Raw genomic sequence first — 12,698 nt, 5'->3', positions numbered from 1 at the left:
CAATCAACCAATTCACTCAACACTAGTAAGTTTGACTGGTGATCTGCTCCACAACCGTATCATCTAATCCTTCAACAACTGCAGTCATTAATTTCACAGCATTTGCGTAATCTTCTCTATGCATCATCGACACATTACTATGAATATAACGCGTCGGCACTGCGATTGTTACAGCAGGTACACCAGTATTACTTTGCGCCACATGCCCTGCATCAGTATAACCTCCTGTTAAGTGGTCAAACTGAATATTGATACCTTGATCTTTTGCAACATCCATAATATATTGCTTGAAACATACATGCGCGATGTTCCATGCATCCGACAATACAATCACAGGTCCTTCACCCATCTTCGCATTGCCCTCATTCTCCATACCAGGCGTTAATGAACAGAAACATACATCCATCGCAATCGCTAAACTTGGTTTCACTAAATTAGCTGCTGTCTTAGATCCACGTGACATCGTCTCTTCTTGTGTTACTGCACCTGAATATAGATTTATCTTTGGATTTGTCACATTTTTAGCTACTTCATATGCTAACGCACACCCAAATCGATTATCGAAAGCTTTCGCTAATAAATATTTTGGATTCTCCATCACTTCAAATTCTGAATATGGTGTAATGCAATCTCCAACTTTAATACCTGATGCAATCGTTTCCTCATAAGATGCAGTTCCAATATCAATAAACATGTTATCTAAACTTACTTTATTACGGTCTTCAGCACTTAAAACATGGGGTGGCTTTCCACCTATTACACCTCGAATATCTCTGTCTTTCGTATGAATCGTCACTTTTTGACTCGTCATGACGATGGGTGACCAATAGCCAAGGTTCGTAAATTTAATAAATCCTTGTTTCGTAATTTCAGTAACCATAAATCCTATTTCATCTAAGTGGCCGAGTAACATAATTGAGTGCTTACTATCTGCCTTACGAACTCCAAAAATACTACCCGTATTATCACGAATACTTTCAATATTTAGTCCATCAAATAAATCTTTCATTAAGTTTGTCATTGGTAATTCAAATCCTGCTGGTGCATTTGTATCTGTCATCTTCTTAAGTAATGTTAATTGTTCATCCATGCTTACAACCCCTTAAAATATCAGTTAAAATTATTATACACTACACATAATTACTTAAGAAGATACCGATTGCCGTACCAATATAATTCCCAATAATATAGCCTAACGTACCGACTACTAAAATTGGTCCAATTAATTTATGCCAACCTTTTGCAATCGCTAAAGCTGCTGCAGTTGTTGGTCCTCCAATATTTGCGTTACTTGCTAATAATATTTCTTCTAAATCTGCACCGATTAGTTTACCACCGATTAAACTAATGATTAAATTCGTCATCGCAATGCTAAATACGAATACGAGTAACAATGGCGCTGTTTGAATGATGAGTGGAATTGAAGCTGGAATTCCTAAAACAAAGAAGAATAAGTATATTAAGAATGTACCAAATTCACTACTACCATTGAGTTGTTTAAAGAATTTCGGGAATAATAACAGCAAAATAAAAGTAAATGTAGTTAAGATTAAATATTTATCCGTCACTAGTCCTGTAAACATTTCGTATAGAATGTTACCCTCTGGTTTAGGTAAAATATTCGTCATAAGTTCTGATAATTTAAATGAAATTGCTACGATAAAAAATGCTGCACCAAAATTAAGTGCGATATCTAATAATGAGATTTCTTTTCGGCTAAAGTAATCATCATGACTTGCATTATGTGTCCCTTCTACTTCGTCAATATGCGGTGTTCTAAATTTATTTCTAAAAAATTGAATCGTTGGAATCGCCATTAATGTCAGAATAAATATCGCTGTCATTAAATTATCAGCTACAACTGCAGCTGAAATCACATCTTTTGGTGGATCAAACTTTAACGCCATTGCAGCAAAGTTTACACCACCTCCAATATAACTCGCACTCATCATCGCACTTAATTTATCTAGATAAGAAATATGATTCTTCAGTAAGAAGAATGCTATAAAAGTCCCAACTACCGTACCTATAGAACTTAATAAGAAAATACCAAGTAATCTTCCACTCTCTTTCCAAATTGCTTTAATATCAATTTGAAATAATAAAAGTGGTAATGCTAAAGGTATAATAAACCCCCATACTTGATCATAAACGATAGACTCTGTTGGTATGATTTTAATATTTGATAAGACTAACGCAAAAATTAACGCGAGAATTGCGCCTGAAATTTTAGCAGCCCATTTGAATTTCAATTCTAAATAAATACTTAAACTACTAAAAATAACGATAATCGCCCATAAAGACATCACATCATCTGCTGCAATAAAAGTCTTCATAAATAACCCCCTCAATTTTATACTCTAACAATAATTTATCAGAATATTCAATAAAATTGAAGGGGATTCATTTATTTTATAAACTTTCTAAACTTTTCTTTCTTTTCTTCAGGCAATGCATCAACGGTTAATGCCTTATTTATCAATACTTGATTATCTCTGTCACCGTACATTAATTCATTATATTCATTTAAAGTAAAGCCATTATTATCTTTCACCATTAACTCCAACTGACTGTTTGGTGCAACCATACCTTCTACAAGCACTCTAAAATAACAACCTGTTGCACGACTCACACACATCATCTTCACAATATCAGGAACATTATGAACTTGCGCTATCGTATTACATGGACCACGTCCTTCAGTCACTTGAATGACCGCTTCACCGAGTCTAAATGTATCTCCAATACAAATTGTATCTTTATCTAATCCGACAGTGGTAATATTCTCACCCATTAACGTAAATTCCGTATCAGTGTTCATATAATCTTGCCATAAAGCATAGTCGTTAAAGTCATATAAACATACAGCTTTATTCACGCCACCATGCGCTTTATACACTTGATGATCCCCTACAAATCCTGTTGCTGTCAATAATGTCGGCATTTTAATCGGATATTTATAGTACGCTGTCTCTGTTTCTTTGCCATTAAACGTCTTCTTTTCAATTTGCCCAATACAGATTCTTTTCACTTCGTATTGCATATACTCACCCCGCTCTTTTTTATCAGTTTACCCAAACTCAACTGACAAGTAAAATAAGAAAAGCCACTCATTTGAGTGACTTACTTAAACGCATATCAGACAGCCTCCTAAACGGCGTCTTATATGCAGGACCTCGTAAATTTCACCAACCCCTTCGAAATCAAAGAGCGATTCCTTGGTGTTGCTTCCAATTTGTTCGGTCCTAAACGCATATCAGACAGCCTCCCCTTTTATAAACTTAAATTTTTTTTATTAAACAACACTAAATTCACAATAAAGAGTAATACAATAATACCGATGCTTATGCCATAATTCAGCATTAAATCAGCATCTCCACTTGATACTTTTGCGCTGTCATATAAACTAAAAATCGTAAAGTTTTTCATCCATTCTACATCTTCACTCAGTTTAGATCCGATTGATAATCCATACATTAATAATGCCATTCCACTTGCAGCGAGCAAGCCATGTTTCGCTTCATTAAAGATAAGCATACATGTTAATGTAAACAAACAGATTATCAAGAATACTACTGTCCCCAGTATGTTCAAATGGAATAGATTCCAAAAGTCATATTCAGGGTTCTCAACAATCCAGTTAATCAATCCTACACATGCAAATGCCATCAATACACCAAATACCACATGTGCGATAATTGCTGCAATTTGTATTTGACTCATAATTGAAATTCTTGAGAATGGCAAGTTTAATATATTTGCGAGTGATTTATTCTCAATCCATTTACCATATAAATTATTCGCAAGCATAATTGAGAAACACAACATTAAAATAATAAAGATCATGCCGTAATATTCCATCGCAATAAATTGGTTAATATCTTGTAATCCCGCACTCATATTAAATATTGCATTAAGTTCTTTCGGCATTTGTTTCATCATTTCTTCTAAGCCATCCATCTTTTCAATCGTTGGATAGATATAAACAATCATAAGTAAATACATGAATGCACCAATTAAGAATGACATCATAAAGGTTAAGGCTTGTTTCATATAATAATTAAACAGTGTCATGTTGCTCACCTCTATCATAGAAATGTAAGAAGATTTCTTCTAAAGTTTCATTTTCAATATTAATATGTTCTATTTCGAATTTGCTTAAATTTTGAATTACATCATTTGTTTGTCCTTTAATATTTAATTTCACATTCACACCGTCCATGCTACTTTCAGGATATATGGCTTTAAATACTTTCGCTTGTTCTGCTGATTTAAATTGAATGATGTAATGCTGACGAGCATTTGCTTGAATTTGATCAATATTATCTAAATCTACGATGCGTCCATCTTTAATGATACAAATCGTATCACACGTACGTGATACTTCAGTAAAGCTATGAGAACTCATTAAGATGGTAGTCCCTTTTTCTTTCTCTTCATTGATCAGTTCTAAAAATATTTGCTGAACTAATGGATCGAGTCCTGAAGTCGGTTCGTCTAGAATTAATATACTCGGTTCATGCATTAAGCTTTGGATAATAGCAACTTTCTGCTTCATTCCTTTACTCATTTTGCCAATCTTCACTTTTTCATCGAGTTGTAGGCGCTTAATGAGTTCATCTTTTCTGTTTGTATTATTAATACCTCGGGCTTTCAACATAAAATTCAAATAATCTTTCCCACTCATGTCATTGAGTAAACTTATCTCACCAGAAATATAACCTACTGACTTTTGAATCTTTTCTCGCGATTTAAACGCATCAAGTCCATTAATTGTGACCGCTCCAGATGTCGGTTGCATAAATCCCATCATCATTCGAATCGTAGTTGATTTCCCAGCCCCATTTGGCCCTAAAAATCCAAAAACCGTACCCGGTTCAATATTGAAATTTAAATCAAATACGCCTTTGTTATGCCCAAACTTTTTTGTTAAATTTTTCACTTCAATCATCGTTTACACCCCTTTGTAATAAACTTTTCGTAAGTTTTCAATATATGCTTCAAATTCGTCAAACAACACACTATAATCATTGTTCTGAATCATTTCATCAGTGATTTGTGGCATTAATCGTTGTTCATACCCAACAATTGAATCTTGAATCATCATCATCACCGTCTGTCGGTCAATATCATCACGAAAAAGTGAGAAATCTATACCTTTATATATTGAGCTAAATGCTTCAGTCTTAATCTTTTCATAACGATAAATTTCTTTTTCATTGAGTAAATCAATTTCTTGCGTAAATACCCGAGTTAAAAATCGTGTCATATCAGGATAGTGTTGCATTAACTCTGCCTTTTGTTTCGTATATTTAGAAATTCTCGTAATAAAATCGGGATCACTTATCTCCTGTTCATAAAACTTTTCTTCTGAAAAATCCATCGATAATTGTATTAACGTATGGAACAGCTCTTTTTTACTTTTGAAGTAATAAAACAACATCCCCTTACTAATCCCAGCTGCGGCAATGATTTCATTTGTCGATGTGCGTTTATAACCATGTTCAGAAAATATTTTAAAACAAGTGTTTAATATCATTTGTTGTTTTTCTTCTTCTAATTTTAAGAATGCTTCATTCATGTTCCCACTCCTTTGACCACTTTGGTCAACTTCATTATAATACCATTGACCAGTTCGGTCAATCTTTATTCAAAAAAATAAAAGCCACTCTAATGAGTAGCTTCTACTTCAATGATTCGCTATTTTTTCTTCTTTTTCTTTTTGCTTTTCTTAGACACAACCTGAATCTTGCTTCGTTTAAATTCAGGCATTTCACTGACCTTCTTACCTCCTAAACGCCATAAACGCACTTCTGTATAGACGTCTTTCAACAGTCGCGTTAATTGTTCAGTCGGTACAATACTGATCATATTCTTCGCCCCTAAATCTGCGATGAATTCAAATGATGTTTCAAAGCTATCTGTCACACGGAACGTTTCAATAATTTCTGAATAAAGCGACTCCACTTGTTGATTATAAATAACTTCACCTTTCATATTGCGCTTTAACTCCAGTTTCAGTTCACGTGTATTCTTGCTCGGTTCAACATAAGCGTTTTGTACGAATTTATAGACCGCTTCTTTCGTTTGAGGGATATAATATTCCATATTACTAAACATCCCGTCTAATTCAAGTTGCTGATGTGAATACAATTCATGCTTAATCCAGTTCCCTTTCATATTCGGTACTAAATTCGGGAAGAACGTTTGAATATCTTTCAATATCATTTCACGTGTTAATTCTTCTTGATATAGTTTACGATACACTTGTTGCATAACATCAATGCGTGTAAACCCGTAAATATTGAATATACCTCGATAAAATTTAATCTTCTCTATATCTGCATTTAAGTAGCCTTTTTGCTTTTGATATTTTTTAATATGTTTTGCAACATCATTTGGCAGGAAAAGTATTTCATTGAACGTATGGGCATACAAAAAGATTTCTCGCGTTGCACCTTTCATATATGTAAAGTTATCATAGTCGAATTGTAATGCGTTCTCGATATTAAGTAGCAACTCGTAATCCATATACTTCAGCATTTTATCGAGCATCTTGTAATCTTTGAAAAATGCTACATTAATAATTTCGATTTGCGTTTGTTTATCGTCTACTATATCTAATTGATAAAACATTGCAATTGCTTTTAAATCTTCTATGGCAACATGCTGTAAATGTTCTTTTAAAGGTTGATTACCGTGCGTTTGAATCATATTATCAATCTGTTCTTCCATTGCCATTTGCTCGATATACCCTGAAATATTAGTATCAAATGCTTCTTGCTCATACTTGATTTCATCTTCTGTTGGTGGCTTTATTTCTGGAAATTCATTATTTAATACATGCTTATTGTAAATATTAATCATTTCAATTGGCATAAAGAAAATGGCGCCATGTGTCGCTTCAATAATGCCCGCTTCAACTAAATTCGGTAATATCACTTCTGTTTGAATACTATCTCGGTTAATATTTAAGCCACGTTCTGCTAATATACTTAAATAGACTTGTTCCGTATTATTTAATTTCGGTAATACATCAATCATACTTTGTTCATTCAGCGTCATAAGCGTCCCCTTGATTTAAAAAAGCTTGAACTATTTGTCCAAGCTTTCATTTATTTTTATTTTTGATGGATGATTCTTTATCTTAAATCTTGTTTCAAGTTTTGCAATAGTTTCAAGTGAATCCGTAATCACTTCATCGAAACCATGAATCGATAAGATTTCTTCATGAATGGCTTTATATTTATTTTGAATCGTTTCGTCATCTAAACAATCGATGGCATAATAAAATCCACCTTGATCATACATTTCAAATATACTTTCTTTATCTAATTGTGCACTTGAAATAATAAGTTTACGTTGACCGAATTCTGGTAACTTTTCATACCATGATAGTCCGTCACGTACCTTCACCACATCACCGATAATAATCATCGCAGGATGACTCACTTTATGTTCAATAACTAAATCATTAATCGTTGATAAGTCACCAATCACAGTTTTTTGATAGCCATAGCTAGCATTACCAATGACTGCAACTTTTAGTGATGCTTCCATATTTTTCGATAGCACTGAAACGATTTCAGGCAAAGCTTTCATACCCATGTATAAAGCGAGTGTGCCACCTTTCGCAAGTGCCTGAAAATCAATTTCTTTCAAGCTGTCTTTCTGCAAGTGTCCAGTAGAGAATGTCACGTGAGGTGCATGTGCTCTATCTGTCAACGGGAAGCCAGAATAAAGTGCAGCAGCACTTGCACTCGTAATACCTGGAATGACTTCAAATGGATATTGACCATTTAAGCTGTCGACTTCTTCAGATAATCGACCGAAAATACCAGGATCGCCACCTTTTAAACGGGCAACAGTTAAGCCTAAAGCAACTTTTTCGTTAATAATACGATTAATTTCATCTTGTGCTTTATATTTCACATCTGGATTTTTACCGACATATATTAATTCACATTCCGGTTTAGAAAGTTGTAATAATATCGGGTTAACTAATCGGTCATATATGATAACATCCGCTGTCTTGATTCTTCTGATTGCTTTATAAGAAACAAGACCAGGGTCACCTGGTCCAGCGCCTATAAATATAACTTTACCTAGTCCATCCATATAAATAACTCACCGTTATCTACTTCTACTTTATACGTTGAAACGCATCCATCCGCCTCATCTGGTGCTTGTACTTGACCGTCATTTAAGTCAATCTTTCTATCGTGTAATGGACAAAATACGTAATGTTCACTGACAGTCCCTTCAGATAAAGGGCCATTTTTATGCGGACAACGGTTGCCGATTGCTTTAATTTCTCCAGATTCAAGTAAGAAAATGCCGATTTCTTCGTCTTTGACAAATACTTTTTTACCGATTTGAGGTTCTAATTCAGATACATTGAATAATTTTATTTTTTCCATAATTATACGCGCTCCACTTCATACATTTTTTTGTCATTTTCACGCATTTGTTTCCAAGGTTCTTCCTGGCGTGCTTTGTTTGCATCTAATAACGTATCATATAATTTTTTTTGACGGACTGGATTTAGTAATACTTCTTTCACATTATCAAAGCCCATACGTTCTAACCAAGGTGCAGTACGCTCAGCGTAAATACCTGTTTCACGGTAGTATTGCATCATCGCACCACATAATTGAACTACTTCATCTTCAGTGGCAACAGTAGTCAGTAACGTTGCTGCTTTCACTTCAGTACCACCGTTACCGCCGATAAAGATCTGGAAGCCATTTTCTACTGCGATAACACCAAAGTCTTTAACACCTGATTCTACACAGCTTCGTGGACAACCTGAAACCCCAATTTTAAATTTATGTGGCGTATCAATATATTCAAATGTTGACTCTAAACGTATTGCGAGTTTTGTCGTATATTGTGTACCAAATCGACAGAATTCTTTACCGACACATGACTTGACTGAACGTAATTTCTTACCATAAGCAGAAGCTGAACGCATGCCTAAATCTTCCCACACTTGTGGCAATTCTTCTTTTTTAATACCGTATAAACCGATACGTTGTGCACCTGTAATTTTTACTAAAGGTACATCATATTTCTTCGCAACTTCACCTAATTTAATTAACTGATCAGGATTTGTTACCCCACCTTGCATTTGAGGAATGACAGAGAACGTACCGTCATTTTGAATGTTGGCATGGAAACGTTCATTCGCATAACGAGAATCTTTTTCGTCTTCATGTTCATGTGGCCAGCACATATTTAAGTAGTAGTTCACTGCTGGACGACATTTTGGACAGCCACCTAAGTTTTTAAAGCCTAATACGTGACGGACTTCTTTAGATGTTTTTAATCCTTTAGCGCGAATTTGAGTAACAATCTGGTCACGTGAAAGATCAGTACATCCACAAATACCAGTAGGTCCTCCTGCCTGGAATTTATCACCTAACGTATGCACTAAAAGATCTGCGATTTGACCTTTACATTTACCACAAGATCCACCCGCTTTCGTGTGTGCTGTTACTTCTGCAACTGTTGTTAAACCTTTTTCACGTACTGCCTGAACGATTTGACCTTTAGAAATACCGTTACAGCCACAAATTGTTTCATCGTCATCCATTGTCGCAACACTGATCGCATCAACTTCACCAGCTTTATGCAGTAAAGATACTAAAGTAAATTCTTCAATTGAGTCATTTTTCTTCATCATATTGTAGAAACGGTTACCTTCTTCCGTATCCCCATAAAGTACTGCACCAACAACTTTACCTTGTTCTACAAATACTTTCTTATAAATATTATCCAGACCATTGAATACTTCTATTCCACGCGTGTTCTCACCTTCATAAATCTTACCGGCACTGAACAAGTCACAACCTGATACTTTTAATGATGTAAATGTTGTAGAACCGTGATATCCATCTGTTTCACGACCTGTAATATGATCTGCTAATACTTTACCTTGTTCGTAAAGGGGGGCAACTAAACCATATACTTTAGAATTATGCTCTGCACATTCACCCACAGCATATATATCTGGATCGCTCGTTTGCATGAAATCGTTAACGACGATACCACGACCGATTTCAAGTTCAGCTGCACGTGCTTGTTTCGTTACCGGACGAATACCTACAGCCATCACGACTAAATCCGTTTCAATTACAGAACCATCACTTAAGCGAATCGCTTCAACGCGATCTTTACCGATAATTTCTTGTGTATTGCCTTGTAATTTAAACTTCATGCCTTGCTTTTCTAAGTCCGCTTTTAACATTTCTCCTGCTTTACGGTCTAACTGCATTTCCATTAACCATTCGCCTAAATGTACTACCGTAACATCCATGCCTTGATCGAGTAATCCACGCGCACATTCTAAACCAAGTAATCCACCACCGATTACGACAGCTTTCTTGAAATGACGCGCTTGTTCAATAATGTATTCTGTATCTTTAATCGTTCTCCAGCCTACCACACCTTCGAGTTTAACCCCATCAATCGGCAACATAAATGCAGTTGAACCTGTTGCAATAATTAATTTATCATAAGAAACTGTGATCCCTTTTTTAGTCGTCACTGCTTTTGTTGTACGATCAATTTTTTCAGCTTTGTCATCATTGATAAGGGTAATCCCATGTTCTTTATACCATTCGTAATCATTTAATATTGTTTCCTGAACATTCATCTTCTTTTGAAGAATATTTGATAACATAATACGGTTATAGTTTGGATATGGTTCTTCACCGATTACTGTAATTTCAAATAGATCTGGATTACGATCTAAAATTTCTTCAATCGTACGAATACCTGCCATACCATTACCGATCATAACTAATTTTTGTTTCATATTATTATCTCCTTTGCTACTATTAGCAATTTATTTTAGTAAATCTATAAGCTTTTGTTTTAAGTTTTTACTCTTTTCAGGGCTCGCACCATCACTTGAAATCATAATGCGCATATCATCATGTTTGAATGAAGCGACGTTAAAGAAATTTGAATTTGTTTTGTTAGAACAATCATTTACGAGTTGATGTTCATGAATACAAGACATTACTTCCTGATTCACACGTTCATTATTCGTAGCGATAAAGACAATATCATATTGACTGATATCCTGTTTCGTAAATGGATACGGAATACAGTTCACATCCATCGATTCAATCGCTGCATCAATTTCAGGTGCCATCACAGTAATGCGTGCACCTTCACCTTGCAAACCTGTGACTTTACGTTTCGCTATGCGTCCCCCACCGACTATCAAGACATTTTTATCTTGGAGATTAAGCATGACTGGATACATAAGTTTGCTCCTCAAGTTCAGAAATTTTATTTAATACTCCTTCAGCCATACCGAAATCTAAATCAAGCGTGTCTGTAAATGTAATATCATATCCTGCTTCGATAAAAGGCTTACTTAACCGCTTAATTTTACGTACTAAATGCCCATCGAATAAGAAATACGGCATAATAACAATCTTCTTACTTTTATCCATTTGTTTAAGCTTTTCTTCAAAACTTAACGCACCGTATAACATTGCCGGTACTAGGTCTTGACCTGTCTCTTCTTTCATACGCGTTACCATGTCCGTTAAACGCACATCAGGTTCTGCAAAACGTTTATTTCCGTGCGCTGTTATTAATATCGATTCATCATTTTTAAATCGTGCTATGATACGTTCACATATACGATATACGGAAGGCTCATCGCCGAAACAATCTGCGATACGATATGAAATATGCGGATAATCAACTAGCACTTCATCAAGCTGTGCTGGAATATCCTCTCTTGCGTGCATTGCCGGGAATAATAACATTGGCATGACCAAAAAATCAGTAACTCCTAAATCAATCATGCGTCGAGTAATAATCGGAACGTTCTCATCGTCTTTTTCTAAAAATGCGAGATGTTGAACTTTTTCACGTCTACTTTGCATGATATGATTAACAAATTCTCGGAATAACTGGTTTTTATCCGGCATTTTTGAACCATGTGCTATGTAAATAATGCCACGCATAACCATCCCCCTCTCTTCACAATACTCTTTTATTATAGCTCATTTCAATGTGAATATGTTCACATTGACGTATGTTTAGGGATATCCCTATATAAATAATATTGCAAGCAATTTAGTAAGAAGTTTTGCAAATATTATTAATGATAAGGCAGTTTATTATCGTATATTTGGTACTTGAGCTAGCGATATTGACTATTTGTCGCTAGCTCATTGGCATTTTCATCGATTTTATTTGTCGAGCTAGCGATATTCCCTATTTGTCGCTAGCTCATAGACATTTTCATCGATTTTATTTGTCGAGCTAGCGATATTCCCTATTTGTCGCTAGCTCATAGACATTTTCATCGATTTTATTTGCCGAGCTAGCGATATTGACTATTTGTCGCTAGCTCATAGACATTTTCATCGATTTTATTTGTCGAGCTAGCGATATTCTCTATTTATCGCTAGCTCATAGGCATTTTTATCGAATTTATTTGTCGAGCTAGCGATATTCTCTATTTGTCGCTAGCTCATAGGCATTTTCATCGATTTTATTTGTCGAGCTAGCGATATTCTCTATTTGTCGCTAGCTCATAGGCATTTTCATCGATTTTATTTGTCGAGCTAGCGATATTCTCTTTTTGTCGCTAGCTCGAAATCGATAATTAGTTTCTAATTTTTATTTAGGGCACTCTCCATTACAAATTCTAAATTTAAACAAAAAAA

General features: G+C 35.0%; 12 protein-coding genes. All 12 read right to left on the bottom strand.

Annotated features, from left to right (window positions below; all coding sequences use genetic code 11):
• Window positions 1–22 precede the first annotated feature (22 nt).
• Entirely contained in the window at window positions 23–1,090 is a 1,068-nt protein-coding gene (locus OCL94_RS04875; protein ID WP_262995161.1) for a M42 family metallopeptidase, read from the bottom strand.
• A 40-nt stretch (window positions 1,091–1,130) separates the two neighbouring features.
• Window positions 1,131–2,336, bottom strand: a complete 1,206-nt coding sequence (locus tag OCL94_RS04870) for a DUF819 family protein (RefSeq protein ID WP_262995159.1) — start codon at window positions 2,334–2,336, stop codon at window positions 1,131–1,133.
• Between the two features lie 71 nt (window positions 2,337–2,407).
• Window positions 2,408–3,043 (bottom strand): MOSC domain-containing protein, encoded by a 636-nt coding sequence (locus OCL94_RS04865; protein ID WP_262995157.1) that lies wholly within the window; start codon window positions 3,041–3,043, stop codon window positions 2,408–2,410.
• A 230-nt stretch (window positions 3,044–3,273) separates the two neighbouring features.
• Window positions 3,274–4,074: a hypothetical protein gene (locus OCL94_RS04860; protein ID WP_262995156.1), complete on the bottom strand. Its 801-nt coding sequence runs from the start codon at window positions 4,072–4,074 to the stop codon at window positions 3,274–3,276.
• Entirely contained in the window at window positions 4,061–4,951 is an 891-nt protein-coding gene (locus OCL94_RS04855) for an ABC transporter ATP-binding protein (protein ID WP_262995154.1), read from the bottom strand. Before OCL94_RS04855 ends, OCL94_RS04860 begins: the two co-directional genes overlap by 14 nt.
• Before the next feature lie 3 nt (window positions 4,952–4,954).
• Complete coding sequence (locus OCL94_RS04850; RefSeq protein ID WP_262995152.1) at window positions 4,955–5,581, bottom strand: TetR/AcrR family transcriptional regulator; 627 nt, start codon at window positions 5,579–5,581, stop codon at window positions 4,955–4,957.
• A 119-nt stretch (window positions 5,582–5,700) separates the two neighbouring features.
• Entirely contained in the window at window positions 5,701–7,065 is a 1,365-nt protein-coding gene (locus tag OCL94_RS04845) for a hypothetical protein (RefSeq protein ID WP_262995150.1), read from the bottom strand.
• 30 nt (window positions 7,066–7,095) lie between these two features.
• Window positions 7,096–8,118, bottom strand: coding sequence for a uroporphyrinogen-III C-methyltransferase (gene cobA, locus OCL94_RS04840; protein WP_262995148.1), 1,023 nt, complete (start codon window positions 8,116–8,118; stop codon window positions 7,096–7,098).
• Entirely contained in the window at window positions 8,106–8,420 is a 315-nt protein-coding gene (locus OCL94_RS04835; RefSeq protein ID WP_262995147.1) for a nitrite reductase (NAD(P)H) small subunit, read from the bottom strand. The genes cobA and OCL94_RS04835 overlap by 13 nt, the downstream gene beginning before the upstream one ends.
• Window positions 8,421–8,422: 2 nt before the next feature.
• Window positions 8,423–10,819, bottom strand: coding sequence for a nitrite reductase large subunit NirB (gene nirB, locus OCL94_RS04830; protein ID WP_262995145.1), 2,397 nt, complete (start codon window positions 10,817–10,819; stop codon window positions 8,423–8,425).
• A 30-nt stretch (window positions 10,820–10,849) separates the two neighbouring features.
• On the bottom strand, window positions 10,850–11,275 hold the full coding sequence (locus OCL94_RS04825) for a precorrin-2 dehydrogenase/sirohydrochlorin ferrochelatase family protein (protein ID WP_262995143.1): 426 nt from the start codon (window positions 11,273–11,275) through the stop codon (window positions 10,850–10,852).
• Window positions 11,256–11,990: a sirohydrochlorin chelatase gene (locus tag OCL94_RS04820; RefSeq protein WP_262995141.1), complete on the bottom strand. Its 735-nt coding sequence runs from the start codon at window positions 11,988–11,990 to the stop codon at window positions 11,256–11,258. The genes OCL94_RS04825 and OCL94_RS04820 overlap by 20 nt, the downstream gene beginning before the upstream one ends.
• Window positions 11,991–12,698: the final 708 nt, after the last annotated feature.

The sequence above is a fragment of the Macrococcus capreoli genome, from assembly GCF_025628935.1.
In the GTDB taxonomy this organism is placed as follows: Bacteria; Bacillota; Bacilli; order Staphylococcales; family Staphylococcaceae; genus Macrococcoides; species Macrococcoides capreoli.
The sequence above is the reverse complement of the archived record's forward strand: the minus strand, read 5'-3'. Positions and strand labels throughout refer to the sequence as shown.